The sequence below is a fragment of the Pseudomonas sp. LH21 genome (assembly GCF_036549575.1).
Taxonomy (GTDB): domain Bacteria; phylum Pseudomonadota; class Gammaproteobacteria; order Pseudomonadales; family Pseudomonadaceae; genus Aquipseudomonas; species Aquipseudomonas peradeniyensis.
Window position 1 is genome coordinate 5,629,934 of sequence record NZ_CP144367.1, and the last position, 15,244, is coordinate 5,645,177.

A 15,244-nucleotide genomic window follows, 5' to 3' on the forward strand; every position below is an offset into this window, starting at 1 on the left:
TTACTTGATCAGACCTTCCAGCGGCGAGGACGCGCTGGCATAGAGTTTCTTCGGCATGCGCCCGGCGAGATACGCCATGCGGCCGGCAAGGATGGCGTGCTTCATGGCCTCGGCCATCATTACCGGCTGCTGGGCATGGGCGATGGCCGAGTTCATCAGCACCGCCTCGCAGCCCATCTCCATGGCGATGGTTGCGTCGGAGGCGGTACCCACGCCGGCATCGACCAGCACCGGCACCTTGGATTCCTCGAGGATGATCTGCAGGTTGTACGGGTTGCAGATACCCAGGCCGGTGCCGATCAGGCCGGCCAGCGGCATGACGGCGATGCAGCCGGCTTCGGCCAGCTGGCGGGCGATGATCGGGTCATCGCTGGTGTAGACCATCACGTCGAAGCCGTCCTTGACCAGTACTTCGGCGGCCTTGAGGGTTTCGATCACATTAGGGAACAGGGTCTTCTGGTCGGCCAGCACTTCCAGCTTCACCAGCGTCCGCTCCTCGTGGGACTTGTGGCCGTCGAGCAGCTCACGGGCCAGGCGGCAGGTACGCACCGCCTCGACCGCATCGAAGCAGCCGGCGGTGTTCGGCAGGATGGTGTACTTGTCGGGCGACAGCACATCGAGCAGGTTCGGCTCGCCCGCGTTCTGGCCGAGGTTGGTGCGACGCACGGCCACGGTGACGATCTCGGCACCCGAGGCCTCGGTGGCCAGGCGGGTTTCTTCCATGTCACGGTACTTGCCGGTGCCGACCAGCAGGCGCGACTGGAAAGTGCGCCCGGCCAGGACGAAAGGCTTGTCGCTGCGAACGTTGCTCATCGATGTTCCTCAGGAAAGGTTACGGGGCTTTGGATGAATCGGCGGGATGCGCTCAACCACCGCCAATGGCATGAACCACTTCGACCTGGTCGCCTTCGCTCAATCGCGTGCTCTCGTGCTGGCTGCGCGGCACGATGTCCAGGTTCAGTTCCACCGCCACCCGGCGACCGGCCAGCTCCAGCCGGCCCAGCAGCGCCGCGACGCTCTCGCCCTCGGGCAGTTCGTAAGGTTCACCGTTCAATTGAATGCGCATGCGCACGGCCACCATTATTCTTTGGGGCCCGCATTCTAGCCCCGATCCACCCCGCAACCCAAGGGCGATGCGCGCCATTAGTCGCGATTGTGGACCGTTCGGTCAGCCCAGGCGCCAGGCGGCCAGGCCCAGGCACAGCCAGCCAGCGAGCAAGCACAGGCCGCCCAGCGGAGTGATCATGCCGAGCTTGCCCAGACCGCTCAGGGTCAGTACGTAGAGGCTACCGGAGAACAGCACGATACCCACGGCGAACAGACCGCCGGCCCAGCCGACCAGGCGCCCCGGCAGGTGCGCCGAGAGCACCGCCACCGCGAGGATCGCCAGGGCGTGCACCAGCTGGTAGGTCACGCCGGTATGGAAGATCGCCAGGTAGTCGGCGCTGAGACGGCTCTTCAGGCCATGGGCGGCGAAGGCGCCGAGGGCGACGCCGGTAAAGCCGAAGAACGCGGCGAGCATCAGGAAGCTGCGAAGCATGGGACGACTCCTCGGGAGGGGTCTGTATAATGGCCCGTTCCAACGGTCCGGCCAAGCCATCACCATGCTGTCATCTCTCCTGCGCCGCCTCTCCCGCGCCCTGCTCTGGTTCGCAGCCGGCAGCGCCGCCGTGGTCCTGTTGCTGCGCTGGGTTCCACCGCCCGGCACCGCGCTGATGGTCGAGCGCAAGGTGGAGTCGTGGTTCAGCGGCGAGCCCATCGACCTGCAACGCGACTGGACGCCGTGGGAGGACATCTCCGACGAACTCAAGGTCGCGGTCATCGCCGGCGAGGACCAGAAGTTCGCCAGCCACTGGGGCTTCGACATCCCGGCGATCCAGGCGGCGCTGGCCTACAACGAGCGCGGCGGCAAGGTGCGTGGCGCCAGCACCCTGACCCAGCAGGTGGCCAAGAATATGTTCCTGTGGTCCGGACGCAGCTGGCTGCGCAAGGGGCTGGAAGCCTGGTTCACCGCGCTGATCGAACTGTTCTGGTCGAAGGAGCGGATTCTCGAGGTCTACCTGAACAGCGCCGAATGGGGCAAGGGCGTGTTCGGTGCCCAGGCCGCGGCACGCTATCATTTCGGCGTGAACGCCAGCCGCCTGACGCGACAACAGGCCGCACAGCTCGCGGCGGTGCTGCCGAGCCCGATCAAGTGGAGTGCCAGCCGGCCAAGCGCGTATGTGGCGAGCCGGGCGGGCTGGATTCGCCGGCAGATGAGCCAGCTGGGCGGGCCGAGCTACCTGATGCAGCTGGATACTTCGCGCAGGCTTTGAGACCTGGCTTTCGTGGGAGCGGGCTTGCCCCGCGATAGCCGATTCATTCGCAACATCGCCATCGCGGGGCAAGCCCGCTCCCACGCTCCCGCCACATTCTCGGCAGACAAAAAAGCCGCTGTCTCTTGCGAGAACAGCGGCTTTTTCACTCCAGCCAGGCGCCGATCAGATCGCGATCAGTGCCTTGACCTTGTTCATCGCGTTCTTCTCGAGCTGGCGAATACGCTCGGCCGAAACGCTGTATTTCTCCGCCAGCTCATGCAGCGTGGCCTTTTCCTCGGCCAACCAGCGCTGATAGAGGATATCGCGACTGCGATCATCCAGGCCTTGCAGCGCTTCATGCAGGTTGCTGGTGGAGTTGTCGCTCCAATCGGCATCCTCGAGCTGCACTGCCGGGTCGTAGCGGTGGTCTTCCAGGTAATGCGCGGGCGACTGGAAGGCGCTGTCGTCGTCGGCTTCGGCCGCCGGGTCGAAGGCCATGTCCTGGCCGCTCAGACGGCTTTCCATCTCGCGCACTTCACGGGGCTCGACGCCGAGGCTTTCGGCCACGCGATGCACTTCGTCGTTGTTCAGCCAGGCCAGACGCTTCTTCTGGCTGCGCAGGTTGAAGAACAGCTTGCGCTGGGCCTTGGTAGTGGCCACCTTGACGATGCGCCAGTTGCGCAGGATGAACTCATGGATCTCGGCCTTGATCCAGTGCACCGCGAAGGACACCAGACGCACGCCCATTTCCGGGTTGAAACGCTTTACCGCCTTCATCAGGCCGACGTTGCCTTCCTGGATCAGGTCGGCCTGGGCCAACCCGTAGCCGGCGTAGCTACGGGCGATGTGTACGACGAAACGCAGGTGGGCCATCACCATTTGACGAGCGGCCTCGAGATCCTGCTCATAGTAGAGACGCTCGCCCAGATCACGCTCCTGCTCCGGCGACAGCAAGGGGATGCTGTTGACCGTGTGCACGTAGGCTTCCAGGTTTGCACCGGGAACCAGGGCATAGGCAGGTTGCAACGATGTGGTCATTCAAGTACCTCCGGCTTACAGACTCGTGCCTTGTGGGCACTGCCAGCATAGACAAGGAACCGTTGTACAAGTTCCAGGATGAAAAATTTGTCAATACTGGCCATGAAACATTTATCGCGGTGCCAGCTCGTTCAAGTGACGAGCGACGGCGATCCATGCACCGATATACCCTAACAGCACCGCCCCGATCAAGAGTGAAAGGCCATCCGAGGCCGGCACGCCACCCAGGGCAAAATCACTGCCATACAGGCCGGACAGCCCGACCACCGCGTCGTTCAGCCAGTTCAGGCCGAACGCCAGGATGCCCCAGGCCAGCACGCCCGCACCCAGGCCGTACAGCGCGCCCATGTACAGGAAAGGCCGGCGCACGTAGCTGTCGGTGCCGCCGACGAGCTTGATCACTTCGATCTCGACCCGGCGGTTTTCGATATGTAGACGAATTGTGTTACCGATTACTAACAGCAGAGCGGAAATCAGCATCACCGCCAGGCCGAAGACGAACCGGTCACCCAGCTTGAGAATCGCCGCCAGACGCTCGACCCACACCAGGTCCAGCTGCGCCGCTTCCACCCGAGGCAGCTCGGACAGGCGCTGGCGCAAGGCCTCCAGGGCGGGTTTGTCGACCTCGGTCGGGGTTACCACCACCACGCCGGGCAGTGGATTGTCCGGCAGCTCGCGTAGCGCCTCGCCCAGGCCCGACTGCTGCTGGAACTCTTCCAGCGCCTGCTCGCGACTGACGTACTGGGCCTCGGCGACGCCCGGCATGCCCTTGATCTCGTCACGCAGGGCCTCGCCGTCGCGGCTGCTGGCGTCGAGCTTGAGGTAAAGCGAGATCTGCGCCGCGCGCTGCCACGAACCGCCGAGTTTCTCGACGTTCTTCAGCAGCAGCGAGAGGCCCATGGGCATGCTCAGCGCCACGGCCATCACCAGGCAGGTGAAGAAACTGCCGATCGGCTGCTTGGCCAGGCGGCGCAGGCTGTCGGCCAGGCTGGCGCGGTGGCTTTCCAGCCAGGCGTGCAGCAGGGTGCGGAAGTCCGGGCCGTCGTCGTCGTGGTCGCCGCGCTTCTTCTTCGCCGGTTGCGGGTCGGCGGCTTTCGGCGCCACGCGCTCGGAAACTTTTGGTGTACGTGTGGTGCTCATTGCCCGGCCTCCCCATCGCCGATCAAGCGGCCGCGTTGCAGCGTCAGCATGCGGTGGCGCATGCGCGCGATCAGCGCCAGGTCGTGACTGGCGATCAGTACCGTGGTGCCCAGGCGATTGATGTCCTCGAACACGCCCATGATCTCGGCGGCCAGGCGCGGGTCGAGGTTACCGGTGGGCTCGTCCGCCAGCAGCAGGGCCGGTTGGTGGACGATGGCGCGGGCAATGCCCACGCGCTGCTGCTGGCCAGTGGACAGGTCGGCCGGGAACAGCTCGCCCTTGTCGCTCAGCGACACGCGCTCCAGCGCCGAATCCACGCGCTTGGCGATCTCGGCCTTGGACAGCCCGAGGATCTGCAGCGGCAGGGCGATGTTGTTGAACACCGTGCGGTCGAACAGCAGCTGGTGGTTCTGGAACACCACGCCGATCTGCCGGCGCAGGAACGGGATCTGAGCGTTGCTGATCTGGCCCAGGTCCTGCCCGGCCAGCAGCAGCTTGCCGCTGGTCGGACGCTCCATGGCCAACAGCAGGCGCAGCAGGGTGCTCTTGCCGGCGCCGGAGTGGCCGGTGACGAACAGGAACTCGCCACGACGCGCCCGGAAGCTCAGTTCGTGCAGGCCGACGTGGCCGTTGGGATAGCGCTTGGCTACCTGTTCGAATCGAATCATGAAGGTTCCCGCTCGGCGAACAGCGCCTTGACGAAAGGTTCGGCCTCGAAGGTGCGCAGGTCGTCGATACCCTCGCCCACACCAATGAAGCGGATCGGGATGTTGAACTGCTTGGCCAGGGCGAAGATGACGCCGCCCTTGGCGGTGCCGTCCAGCTTGGTCAGGGCCAGGCCGGTCAGCTCGACGCTCTGGTTGAAGTACTTGGCCTGGCTGATGGCGTTCTGCCCGGTACCGGCATCGAGCACCAGCAGCACCTCGTGGGGCGCCTCGGCGTCGAGCTTGCCGATCACCCGACGGACCTTCTTCAGCTCTTCCATCAGGTTGTCCTTGGTGTGCAGGCGGCCGGCGGTGTCGGCGATCAGCACGTCGACGCCACGGGCCTTGGCGGCCTGCACGGCGTCGAAGATCACCGAGGCCGAGTCGGCGCCGGTGTGCTGGGCGATCACCGGGATCTGGTTGCGTTCGCCCCAGACCTGTAACTGCTCCACCGCCGCGGCGCGGAAGGTGTCGCCGGCGGCGAGCATGACCTTCTTGCCTTCGAGCTGCAGCTTCTTGGCCAGCTTGCCGATGGTGGTGGTCTTGCCGGCGCCGTTCACGCCGACTACCAGGATCACGTAGGGCTTGCTCTGCGCCTCGATCTTCAGTGGCTGCTCGACCGGACGCAGCAAGGCGGCCAGCTCGTCCTGCAGCGACTTGTACAGGGCGTCGGCGTCGGCCAGCTGCTTGCGGGCGACCTTCTGCGTCAGGTTCTGGACGATGGTCGAGGTGGCCTCGACGCCGACGTCGGCGGTCAGCAGGCGGGTCTCGATCTCGTCGAGCAGGTCGTCGTCGATGACCTTCTTGCCCAGGAACAGGCTGGCCATGCCTTCGCCAATGCTGGCGCTGGTCTTCGACAGGCCCTGCTTGAGGCGGGCGAAGAAGCCTTGTTTGGCGGGCTCGGCGGCGACTGGCGAAGGTTCGACGGCAGCCGGCGCGACAGGCACTTCGGGTTCAGGCTCGACCACGGGAGCAACCACCACCGGGGCGGGCTCGGGCACCACCACCTCAGGGGCCGGGCGCTCGGGGATGACCGGCGGCGCCTTGGCTTCGAGGTCTGGCACCAATGCAACCGGCTCTTCCGCGACCGGCAGCACCAGGTTGCTCACGGGTGCAGGTGGCGCTGGCTCAACCACGACCGTCGGCAGGTCCGCCGCATTCGCGGGCAAGCCCTCTGCCACAGGAGCCTGCGGCGCTTGTACCTGAACAACAGGCTCAGGCTCGACCACCAGGGCAGGCTCGACCGGGACTTCCACCGGCACAGGCTGGATGGGTTGCACCACCTGTGGAGCAACCGGTTCAGGCTCGGCCGGCACGCTTACTGGCGCAGGCTGGGGTGCCTCAGCCAGCGGAGCGGGCTGCTCGGCGGGAGGCTGCTGTACCACCGGCGCCTCGACGGGCGGTTGAGGGGCTTGCGGCTGTTCGGCGACAGGTTGTTCCGGCTTCTTGCGGAACCAGCTGAACAGGCCTTTCTTCTCGCCAGCCGCGGCCGGCGCTTTTTTGTCGTCGTTGGAACCAAACATGGAAGACGGCTATCTCAGGGTAGCGATGCGCCAGCAGTGGCGCACCGGGAATTCTTGAGTCACGCAGAACAGACTACTGTGAAGCCAGCGGGTTCATGCGCAACGTTTTGTCGTAAGGGCCTGCGGGCCAGAACGGCGACAGGCATGGTCGCCAGGCAACCGGATCAGTATCCTAGCACCTCCTGGCCCGCCGACGCTAAACCCAAGCGGGCCGCCGAACAGGTTGAACACCGTATGAATGCTCTAGCCCGCCGCGCCGCTGGCCTGTTGCTCGGCACGCTGTGCCTGCCGCTGGCGGCCTTCGCCGCCGATGTGCAACCCACCCACGAATTCATCCTCGACAACGGCCTGAAGGTGGTCGTGCGCGAGGACCACCGTGCGCCGGTGGTGGTTTCGCAGATCTGGTACAAGGTCGGTTCCAGCTACGAGACGCCGGGCCAGACCGGCCTGTCCCACGCCCTGGAGCACATGATGTTCAAGGGCAGCGCCAAGCTCGGCCCCGGCGAGGCCTCGCGCATCCTGCGCGATCTCGGCGCCGAGGAGAACGCCTTCACCAGCGACGACTACACCGCCTATTACCAGGTGCTGGCCCGTGACCGCCTGCCGGTGGCCTTCGAGCTGGAAGCCGACCGCCTGGCCAGCCTGCGCCTGCCGGCCGACGAGTTCAGCCGCGAAATCGAGGTGATCAAGGAAGAACGCCGCCTGCGCACCGACGACCAGCCCAACGCCAAGGCCTTCGAGCTGTTCCGCGCCATGGCCTACCCGGCCAGCGGCTACCACACCCCGACCATCGGCTGGATGGCCGACCTCGAGCGCATGAAGGTCGAGGAACTGCGCCACTGGTACGAGTCCTGGTACGCGCCGAACAACGCCACCCTGGTGGTGGTCGGCGACGTCAAGCCCGACGAGGTGAAGGCCCTCGCGCAAAAGTACTTTGGCCCCATCCCCAAGCGCGCCGTGCCGCCAAGCAAGCTGCCGCTGGAACTGGCCGAGCCAGGCCTGCGCCAGCTCACCCTGCACCTGCGCACGCAACTACCCAGCCTGGTCTACGGCTTCAACGTACCGGCCCTGGCCACGGCCAAGGACCCGCGCGGCGTCAACGCCCTGCGCCTGATCTCGGCCCTGCTCGACGGCGGCTACAGCGCCCGCATGCCGGCGCGCCTGGAACGCGGCCAGGAACTGGTGGCCGGCGCCTCGTCCAGCTACAACGCCTTCACCCGCGGCGACAGCCTGTTCATGATCTCGGCCACGCCCAACGTGCAGAAGCACAAGACCCTGGCCGAAGTGGAGAAAGGCATCTGGCAACTGCTCGACGAGCTCAAGACCACGCCGCCGACTGCCGAGGAACTCGAACGCGTGCGCGCCCAGGTGATTGCCGGCCTGGTCTACGACCGTGATTCCATCAGCAGCCAGGCCACCACCATCGGCCAGCTGGAAACCGTCGGCCTGTCCTGGAAGCTGATCGACAGCGAGCTCGACGACCTCAAGCGCGTGACCCCGGAGGACATCCAGGCCGCCGCCCGCACCTATTTCACCCGCGAACGCCTGAGCGTTGCCCATGTACTGCCCGAGGAGTCCGCCCATGAGTGATCGCAGCGCACCGCGCTACACCTTGTTCGGCCTGGCGATCATCGTGCTGGTGGTGGCCATCGCCGCGCTGCTGGCGCGCCCGGCCCAGTCCGACAACCAAGGCAAGGCAGACACCGCGGCCCGCCCGGCCAACACCCTGCAATCGCTGGCCGAACTGGACGGCAAGGCCCCCAGCCGGCGCCAGCTGAACATCCAGCACTGGTCCACCGCCGAAGGCGCCCGCGTGCTGTTCGTCGAGGCCCGCGAGCTGCCGATGTTCGACCTGCGAGTGACCTTCGCCGCCGGCAGCAGCCAGGACGGCGGCACCCCGGGCCTGGCCACCCTGACCAACGCCATGCTCAACGAGGGCGTGGCTGGCAAGGACGTCACCGCCATCGCCGAAGGCTTCGAAGGCCTGGGCGCCGACTTCGGCAACGGTTCGTACCGCGACATGGCCGTGGCGTCGCTGCGCAGCCTCAGCGCCAGCGACAAGCGCGAGCCGGCGCTGAAGCTGTTCACCGAGGTGGTGGGCCAGCCGACCTTCCCCGAGGATGCCCTCAAGCGCATCAAGAACCAGCTGCTGGCCGGTTTCGAATACGAAAAACAGAACCCGGGCAAGATCGCCGGCAAGACCCTGTTCGCCAACCTCTACGGCAAACACCCTTATGCCAGCCCCAGCGACGGCACCGCCGAAACCATCCCGGGCATTACCCTGGAACAGCTGCGCGGCTTCCACGCCAAGGCCTACTCGGCCGGCAACGCGGTGATCGCCCTGGTCGGCGACCTCAGCCGCGCAGAAGCCGAAGCCATTGCCGCCCAGGTCTCCGCCGGCCTGCCCAAGGGCCCGGCCCTGGCCAAGCCCGAGCAGCCGGTCGAACCCAAGCCGGGCGCGACCCATGTCGACTTCCCGTCCAAGCAGACCCACCTGATGCTGGCCGAGCTGGGCATCGACCGTAACGATCCGGACTGGCCGGCCCTGTCGCTGGGCAACCAGATCCTCGGTGGCGGCGCCTTCGGTACCCGCCTGATGAGCGAAGTGCGCGAGAAACGCGGCCTGACCTATGGCGTGTACTCGGTGTTCAGCCCGATGCAGGTACGCGGTCCGTTCATGATCAACCTGCAGACCCGCGCCGAACTCAGCGAAGGCACGCTCAAGCTGGTTCGGGATATCCTTGCCGACTACCTCAAGAGCGGCCCGACCCAGCAGGAGCTGGACGATGCCAAGCGCGAACTGGCCGGCAGCTTCCCGCTGTCCAACGCCAGCAATGCCAGCATCGTCGGCCAGCTGGGCGCGATCGGCTTCTACAACCTGCCACTGAGCTGGCTGGAAGACTTCATGCAGCAGTCCCAGGCGCTGACCGTCGAGCAGGTCAAGACCGCCATGAACAAGCATCTGGCGGCGGACAAGCTGGTGATCGTCACCGTCGGCCCGAAGGTGGCCCAGCAGCCCCTGCCGGCCCCCACTGACAAACCCGCCGAGCAGCCGCTCGGCGTACCGGAGCACTAATGGCAAGACCCAACACCTCAGCGCGCCCGGCACCGGGCGCCAGCAAGGGCCCCGGCCAACTGCGCATCATCGCCGGCGAGTGGCGCAGCCGCCGCCTGGCCGTGCCGGAAGGCGAAGGCCTGCGGCCGACGCCTGACCGCGTGCGCGAGACCCTGTTCAACTGGCTGGCGCCGCACATCGAAGGCGCACTGGTGCTCGACGCCTTCACCGGCAGCGGCGCGCTGGTGCTGGAGGCCTTGTCTCGCGGCGCCGAGAACGCCGTGGCGCTGGACAGCAACCCGGCGGCCATCGCCAACCTCAAGAACAACCTCGAACTGCTGCGCTGCCCGCGTGGGCAGATCCTGCAGACCGACGCCCTGCGCTACCTGCAAGGCCCGGCCAAACAGCAGTTCGACGTGGTGTTCCTCGACCCGCCGTTCCACCAGGACCTGCTGGCCAACACCTGCAACCTGCTGGAGCAGGGCCAGTGGCTGCGCGAGCAGGCGTGGATCTACACCGAAAGCGAAGCCTTACCCTCCTCGCTGCCGATGCCGGGCAACTGGCGCCTGCACCGCGAGAAGAAGACCGGCCAGGTGCACTACGCGTTGTGGCAACGAGCGGGCATCGACCAATAGCGCAGGTACAGCGGCGGTGTTTCATGGCACTCTAGGCAGGCACACCACGAGTCGCCCAGCATGCCCAGTCTCACCGCCACCTTCCGCCCGGCCACCGGCCTGTCCAACCCCCACCTGCAGACACTGTGGGGGCCCCTCTGGCGCAAGCTCCCGGACCTGCCGCGCAACCGCGAGCGCCTGTGGCTGGCCGACGGCGACTTCCTCGACCTCGACTGGCACGGGCCACACCAGCCCGACACGCCGCTGGTGCTGGTACTCCACGGCCTCACCGGCTCGTCCAACTCACCCTACGTCAAAGGCCTGCAACTGGCCTTGCAGGGGCGTGGCTGGGCCAGCGTTGCGGTGAACTGGCGCGGCTGTTCGGGCGAGCCCAACCTGCTGGCACGCAGCTACCACTCCGGGGCCAGCGAAGACCTGGCCGAGACCATCCGCCACCTGCGGGCGCAGAGGCCCCTGGCGCCGCTGTATGCCGTGGGCTACTCGCTGGGCGGCAATGTGCTGCTCAAGTACCTGGGGGAAAGTGGCTCGGCCAGCCAACTGGAAGCGGCGGTGGCGGTGTCGGTACCATTTCGCCTGGACCAGTGCGCCGACCGCATCGGCCTGGGCTTCTCGAAGATCTACCAGGCGCATTTCATGCGCGCGATGCTGGCATACGTGCAGGACAAACAGCGGCACTTTCAGGACAAGGGGCACCATGAAGGGCTGGCGACCCTGGAACGCCTGGGGCCGTTGCATAACCTGCGCACCTTCTGGGATTTCGATGGCAAGGTGACCGCGCCACTCAATGGCTTCAGCGATGCCCATGACTACTACCGCCGGGCATCCAGCCGCTACTACCTGGGGGAGAACCGCACGCCGACGCTGATCATCCATGCCAGCGATGATCCGTTCGTGTTCGGTCACAGCCTGCCGGCTGTGGATGAACTGGCGCCACTGACTCAGTTCGAACTGCACAGTCGTGGTGGTCATGTCGGGTTCGTCGAGGGCAGCCTGCGCAATCCGGGGTATTACCTGGAGCGGCGTATTCCGCAATGGCTGATGGACGGGCGCTAGACCCCATCCAGGAACAAGGCTGAGGGAGGGCTTCGTGGGAGCGGGCTTGCCCCGCGATAGCATCAGCGGGCCCGCTCCCACCTCACGAATTACTCGCCAGTGGCCACGCCACGCTGCGGATCGTTGATCCACTCACTCCACGACCCGGCATACAGCCGCCCCAGCGGATACCCCGCCAGCGCCAGGGCAAACAGGTTGTGGCAGGCGGTCACGCCAGAGCCGCAATAGGCCACCAGGTCCTCCGGCGAACGGCCGGCCAGCTTCTCGGCAAAACGCTGCTTCAGCGTGTCGGCCGGCAGGAAACGCCCGTCGGCGCCAAGGTTGTCGGTGAACGCCGCGCACTGGGCGCCCGGAATGTGCCCGGCCACCGGGTCGATCGGCTCCACCTCGCCACGAAAACGCGGCAACCCGCGGGCATCGATCAGGGTCAGCGCCGGATCGTCCAGGCGCTTGCCCAGGTGCGTGGCGTCGATCAGCAGCTTCATGTCCGGCTCGCCGCTGAACGTCCCCTCGCGACGTACGGGCGGGTCCAGGCTCAATGGCAAGTGGGCGGCGTGCCAGGCCTTGAGGCCGCCGTCGAGGATGAACACCGCCTCGCGCTTGCCCAGCCAGGCCAGCAGCCACCAGGCGCGCGCGGCGAAGGCGCCGGGGCCGTCATCGTAAAGCACCACCTGGCTGTCGTTGTCCACGCCCCACTCGCGCAGGCGCTCCACCAGCCGCTGCGGATCGGGCAACGGGTGACGCCCCGTGCGGCCCTTGACCACCGGCCCGCTCAGGTCACGCTCGAGGTCGGCGAAATGCGCCCCGGCGATATGCCCCTCGGCATAGCTGCGTTGGCCGTAATCGACGTCCTCCAGGGCAAAGCGGCAATCGAGGATCACCAGGCCGGGCGCGTCCAGGCGTTCGGCCAGCTGTTGCGGGGTGATCAGTTGCGCAAGGGGCATGACAATCTCCTGATGAATGGCTCGAAGACCCCGGATCACTGCTCCAGGGCCTGGTTGAACGGAACGTGGAACTCATCGCACAACGCCTGCACCGCGGCACGCGAGCCTGGGGTGACATACCCCAGTTCCAGCACCACCACCTGATAGACGCCGCGCATGAACGCTTCTTCACCCAGGTGCGCGCAATGCTCACGGGTGGTGCTGAGAAAACGCACCCAGGAGGTCAGCACGATCCACGCGTTGATGGTCAGCGACTCGATCTGCGGGCCGTCCATGCTCAAGATGCCGGCCTCGACGAAGCCGCGGTAGATCGCCTGTCCCTGCAGCAGACAGCGCCGCGAGAAACGCCGGTAACGGGCGGCCAGCTCCGGGTCGCTGTCGAGCAGGTGCTCCAGGTCGCGGTGCAGGAAACGGTAGTTCCACATCGCCGCCAGCAGCGCCTTGAGGTAGAAGCGCTTGTCCTCGACGGTGGCGATGCGGCCCTGGGGCGGGCGCAGGAAGCTGTCGACCAGCTCTTCGTACTGGTTGAACAGCACGGCGATGATCGCCTGCTTGTTGGGGAAGTGGTAGTACAGGTTGCCGGGCGAGATCTCCATGTGCGCGGCTATGTGGTTGGTGCTGACGCAACGCTCGCCCTGCTGGTTGAACAGCTCCAGGCTGCTCTGCACGATGCGCTCTCGGGTCTTCATGCGCGGGGCCATGCTCAGCTCCAGTCTCCAGCTTGATTGATCGGGCCCATCTTACGGCTTCCCGCAGGTCGGGTGCACCGCCGGCCAGGTGAAAAAGAGTGCACCATCGTACCAATTAGAGTATATGCTCTATTCACTTATCACCCCCGGAGCCGCCATGACCTCGCCTGCCGTCCTCCCCCCTGTGCAATCCGACCTCGACCTGCAAGCGACGTTCGACGCCCTGCGTCGGGCCTTCGCCGACAACCCGATGCCCCCGGCCGCGCAGCGTCGGCAGTGGCTGAAAAGCCTGCGCGAGGCGCTGCTGGCAGAGCAGGAGACGCTGATCGCGACCATCGACGCCGACTTCAGTGGCCGCAGCCGCGACGAGACGCTGATCGCCGAGCTGATGCCGTCGGTCCTCGGCCTGCGCGACGCGGAAAAACAGCTGGGGCGCTGGATGCGCGCCTCGCGGCGCAAGGTCGGCCTGGCCTTCCAGCCCGCCAGCGCGCGGGTTGAGTACCAACCACTGGGGGTGGTGGGGATCATCGTGCCGTGGAACTACCCGCTGTTCCTCGCCATCGGCCCGCTGACCGGCGCCCTGGCCGCCGGCAACCGGGTGATGCTCAAGCTCAGCGAGTCCACACCCGCCAGCGGGCAGGCCATCAAGGACCTGCTTGGGCGTGTATTCCCCAGCGACCTGGTCAGTGTAGTACTGGGCGAGGTGGAGGTCGGCCAGGCCTTCGCCCGCCTGCCTTTCGACCACCTGCTGTTCACTGGTGCCACCAGCGTCGGCCGCCATGTGATGCTGGCCGCCGCGCAGAACCTCACCCCGGTGACCCTGGAGCTGGGCGGCAAGTCGCCGGCCATCGTCTCGGCCGACGTGCCGCTGGACACTGCCGCTGAACGCATCGCCTTCGGCAAGACCCTCAATGCCGGGCAGACCTGCGTCGCCCCCGACTACGTGCTGGTGCCCCGCGAGCGCCTGGACGCCTTCGCCGACGCCTACCGGCGTGCCGTGCACCGCTTCTATCCGCGCCTGACCGACAACACCGACTACAGCGCGATCATCAACGAGCGCCAACTCGGTCGCCTCAACCGCCTGCTGGATGATGCCCGCGAGCAAGGCGCCCAGGTGGTCGACCTCTACCCCGACGAGCCCCGCCAGGGCCGCCATCTGCCGCCACACCTGCTGCTGCAGGTGCACGACGGCATGCAGGTGATGCAGGACGAGATCTTCGGCCCGCTGCTGCCCCTGGTGCCCTACGACCGCCTGGACGACGCCCTGGCCTACATCAATCAGCGTCCCCGGCCCCTGGCGCTCTACTATTTCGGCTACGACAAGGGCGAGCAGGCACGGGTACTGCGCGACACCCACTCCGGCGGGGTCTGCCTCAACGACACCCTGCTGCACGTGGCCCAGGATGACCTGCCGTTCGGCGGCGTCGGCCCGTCCGGCATGGGCCACTACCATGGCCACGAGGGTTTCCTGACATTCAGCAAGGCCAAGGCCGTGCTGGCCAAGCAGCGCATCAATGCCGCCAAGACGATCTACCCGCCCTATGGCAAGGCCTTGCAGCGCCTGGTCTACAAGCTGTTCATCCGCTGAGTGCCGGCGCCTGTGCATCGCCGCGACCTGCTCAGGTTCAGCTTCGGCGCCAGCCTGTTCCTGGGCGCCACCAGTTTGGTCGGCTGCTCGCCGCAGACGGCCTCGCCCGGTTATCAGGTCCTGCGCGATGATGACCTGCCTCTGCTGCAGGCCCTGATACCCGTCGTGCTGGCGGGTACCCAGGCTTCCACCGAATGGGTGCTGCACAGCCTCGACCACAAGCTGGCGGCGCTGTCGCCCGCCATGCTCAAGCTGACCCGGCAACTGTTCGACGTGCTCACCCTGCCCCTGACCCGAGGGCCGCTGACCGGTATCTGGGGCGGCTGGGCCAGCGCCACGGACAGCGAGCTGGAGCGCTTTCTCGAACGCTGGCGGGACAGTTCGCTGAACCTGCTGCGCCAGGGTCATGCCTCGCTGCTGCAACTGCTGCTCATGGCCTGGTACGAACGCCCCGAGGCCTGGGCGGCCTGCGGCTATCCAGGACCGCCGAAGATCTGACCTGTCACATACTCCTGTGGGAGCGGGCTTGCCGCGCGAACACCGGCAAAGCCGACGCCAGGCACAGCGCTGCTTGCTTC

At 66.5% G+C, this 15,244-nt stretch carries 16 protein-coding genes; 7 read left to right on the top strand and 9 right to left on the bottom strand.

Translation table 11 applies throughout. The features are described from left to right. The 3 genes from VUG52_RS25610 to VUG52_RS25620 form a co-directional block, all read right to left on the bottom strand. Positions 1-813: a thiazole synthase gene (locus tag VUG52_RS25610; protein WP_050707362.1), complete on the bottom strand. Its 813-nt coding sequence runs from the start codon at positions 811-813 to the stop codon at positions 1-3. 52 nt (positions 814-865) lie between these two features. Beyond that, positions 866-1,066 carry a sulfur carrier protein ThiS gene (gene thiS, locus VUG52_RS25615; protein ID WP_050707401.1) on the bottom strand — a complete coding sequence of 67 codons (201 nt, stop codon included), beginning with the start codon at positions 1,064-1,066 and terminating at the stop codon, positions 866-868. Between the two features lie 102 nt (positions 1,067-1,168). Then, positions 1,169-1,540 carry a DUF423 domain-containing protein gene (locus VUG52_RS25620; RefSeq protein ID WP_050707363.1) on the bottom strand — a complete coding sequence of 124 codons (372 nt, stop codon included), beginning with the start codon at positions 1,538-1,540 and terminating at the stop codon, positions 1,169-1,171. A gap of 64 nt (positions 1,541-1,604) precedes the next feature. On the opposite strand from VUG52_RS25620, the gene mtgA reads away from it, so the two are divergent. Then, positions 1,605-2,315 (top strand): monofunctional biosynthetic peptidoglycan transglycosylase, encoded by a 711-nt coding sequence (mtgA, locus tag VUG52_RS25625; RefSeq protein ID WP_331832244.1) that lies wholly within the window; start codon positions 1,605-1,607, stop codon positions 2,313-2,315. A gap of 165 nt (positions 2,316-2,480) precedes the next feature. Here mtgA and rpoH read toward each other — a convergent pair whose 3' ends face one another. The 4 genes from rpoH to ftsY all read right to left on the bottom strand — a co-directional run bounded on the left by rpoH (position 2,481) and on the right by ftsY (position 6,702). Continuing rightward, positions 2,481-3,335 carry an RNA polymerase sigma factor RpoH gene (gene rpoH, locus VUG52_RS25630; RefSeq protein ID WP_050707365.1) on the bottom strand — a complete coding sequence of 285 codons (855 nt, stop codon included), beginning with the start codon at positions 3,333-3,335 and terminating at the stop codon, positions 2,481-2,483. 111 nt (positions 3,336-3,446) lie between these two features. Next, positions 3,447-4,475 carry a permease-like cell division protein FtsX gene (gene ftsX / locus VUG52_RS25635; RefSeq protein WP_050707366.1) on the bottom strand — a complete coding sequence of 343 codons (1,029 nt, stop codon included), beginning with the start codon at positions 4,473-4,475 and terminating at the stop codon, positions 3,447-3,449. Continuing rightward, entirely contained in the window at positions 4,472-5,143 is a 672-nt protein-coding gene (ftsE, locus tag VUG52_RS25640) for a cell division ATP-binding protein FtsE (protein WP_011531723.1), read from the bottom strand. The genes ftsX and ftsE overlap by 4 nt, the downstream gene beginning before the upstream one ends. After that, positions 5,140-6,702 (bottom strand): signal recognition particle-docking protein FtsY, encoded by a 1,563-nt coding sequence (gene ftsY / locus VUG52_RS25645; protein ID WP_331832245.1) that lies wholly within the window; start codon positions 6,700-6,702, stop codon positions 5,140-5,142. The genes ftsE and ftsY overlap by 4 nt, the downstream gene beginning before the upstream one ends. Before the next feature lie 234 nt (positions 6,703-6,936). Here ftsY and VUG52_RS25650 point away from each other — a divergent pair, with 234 nt between their 5' ends. Genes VUG52_RS25650 through VUG52_RS25665 form a run of 4 tightly spaced genes read left to right on the top strand, consistent with a single transcriptional unit; the run spans position 6,937 to position 11,445 of the window. Continuing rightward, positions 6,937-8,292: a M16 family metallopeptidase gene (locus tag VUG52_RS25650; protein WP_186732444.1), complete on the top strand. Its 1,356-nt coding sequence runs from the start codon at positions 6,937-6,939 to the stop codon at positions 8,290-8,292. After that, positions 8,285-9,778, top strand: coding sequence for a M16 family metallopeptidase (locus VUG52_RS25655; RefSeq protein ID WP_331832246.1), 1,494 nt, complete (start codon positions 8,285-8,287; stop codon positions 9,776-9,778). The genes VUG52_RS25650 and VUG52_RS25655 overlap by 8 nt, the downstream gene beginning before the upstream one ends. Next, positions 9,778-10,392, top strand: coding sequence for a 16S rRNA (guanine(966)-N(2))-methyltransferase RsmD (gene rsmD, locus VUG52_RS25660; RefSeq protein WP_050707370.1), 615 nt, complete (start codon positions 9,778-9,780; stop codon positions 10,390-10,392). Before VUG52_RS25655 ends, rsmD begins: the two co-directional genes overlap by 1 nt. Positions 10,393-10,452: 60 nt before the next feature. Then, positions 10,453-11,445 (top strand): hydrolase, encoded by a 993-nt coding sequence (locus VUG52_RS25665; RefSeq protein WP_050707371.1) that lies wholly within the window; start codon positions 10,453-10,455, stop codon positions 11,443-11,445. Positions 11,446-11,534: 89 nt separating this feature from the next. On the opposite strand, the gene VUG52_RS25670 is transcribed toward VUG52_RS25665, so the two are convergent. Then, positions 11,535-12,389 carry a sulfurtransferase gene (locus VUG52_RS25670; RefSeq protein WP_050707372.1) on the bottom strand — a complete coding sequence of 285 codons (855 nt, stop codon included), beginning with the start codon at positions 12,387-12,389 and terminating at the stop codon, positions 11,535-11,537. A gap of 35 nt (positions 12,390-12,424) precedes the next feature. Continuing rightward, a complete protein-coding gene (locus VUG52_RS25675; protein ID WP_050707373.1) occupies positions 12,425-13,090 on the bottom strand; it encodes a TetR/AcrR family transcriptional regulator in 666 nt (221 codons plus the stop codon). Between the two features lie 145 nt (positions 13,091-13,235). Here VUG52_RS25675 and VUG52_RS25680 point away from each other — a divergent pair, with 145 nt between their 5' ends. Both VUG52_RS25680 and VUG52_RS25685 read left to right on the top strand, forming a co-directional pair. Then, complete coding sequence (locus VUG52_RS25680; RefSeq protein ID WP_331832247.1) at positions 13,236-14,666, top strand: coniferyl aldehyde dehydrogenase; 1,431 nt, start codon at positions 13,236-13,238, stop codon at positions 14,664-14,666. A 12-nt stretch (positions 14,667-14,678) separates the two neighbouring features. After that, a complete protein-coding gene (locus VUG52_RS25685) occupies positions 14,679-15,164 on the top strand; it encodes a hypothetical protein (protein ID WP_050707375.1) in 486 nt (161 codons plus the stop codon). The last annotated feature ends 80 nt before the right edge of the window (positions 15,165-15,244 follow it).

Bases quoted from the DNA above. Each gene is read 5' to 3' on its own strand.
- VUG52_RS25670 (WP_050707372.1), bottom strand. From the start codon at position 12,389: ATGCCCCTTGCGCAACTGATCACCCCGCAACAGCTGGCCGAACGCCTG.
- thiS (WP_050707401.1), bottom strand. From the start codon at position 1,066: ATGCGCATTCAATTGAACGGTGAACCTTACGAACTGCCCGAGGGCGAG.
- VUG52_RS25610 (WP_050707362.1), bottom strand. From the start codon at position 813: ATGAGCAACGTTCGCAGCGACAAGCCTTTCGTCCTGGCCGGGCGCACT.
- VUG52_RS25680 (WP_331832247.1), top strand. From the start codon at position 13,236: ATGACCTCGCCTGCCGTCCTCCCCCCTGTGCAATCCGACCTCGACCTG.
- ftsY (WP_331832245.1), bottom strand. From the start codon at position 6,702: ATGTTTGGTTCCAACGACGACAAAAAAGCGCCGGCCGCGGCTGGCGAG.
- VUG52_RS25675 (WP_050707373.1), bottom strand. From the start codon at position 13,090: ATGGCCCCGCGCATGAAGACCCGAGAGCGCATCGTGCAGAGCAGCCTG.
- mtgA (WP_331832244.1), top strand. From the start codon at position 1,605: ATGCTGTCATCTCTCCTGCGCCGCCTCTCCCGCGCCCTGCTCTGGTTC.
- rsmD (WP_050707370.1), top strand. From the start codon at position 9,778: ATGGCAAGACCCAACACCTCAGCGCGCCCGGCACCGGGCGCCAGCAAG.
- VUG52_RS25620 (WP_050707363.1), bottom strand. From the start codon at position 1,540: ATGCTTCGCAGCTTCCTGATGCTCGCCGCGTTCTTCGGCTTTACCGGC.
- rpoH (WP_050707365.1), bottom strand. From the start codon at position 3,335: ATGACCACATCGTTGCAACCTGCCTATGCCCTGGTTCCCGGTGCAAAC.
- ftsX (WP_050707366.1), bottom strand. From the start codon at position 4,475: ATGAGCACCACACGTACACCAAAAGTTTCCGAGCGCGTGGCGCCGAAA.
- VUG52_RS25655 (WP_331832246.1), top strand. From the start codon at position 8,285: ATGAGTGATCGCAGCGCACCGCGCTACACCTTGTTCGGCCTGGCGATC.
- VUG52_RS25650 (WP_186732444.1), top strand. From the start codon at position 6,937: ATGAATGCTCTAGCCCGCCGCGCCGCTGGCCTGTTGCTCGGCACGCTG.
- ftsE (WP_011531723.1), bottom strand. From the start codon at position 5,143: ATGATTCGATTCGAACAGGTAGCCAAGCGCTATCCCAACGGCCACGTC.
- VUG52_RS25665 (WP_050707371.1), top strand. From the start codon at position 10,453: ATGCCCAGTCTCACCGCCACCTTCCGCCCGGCCACCGGCCTGTCCAAC.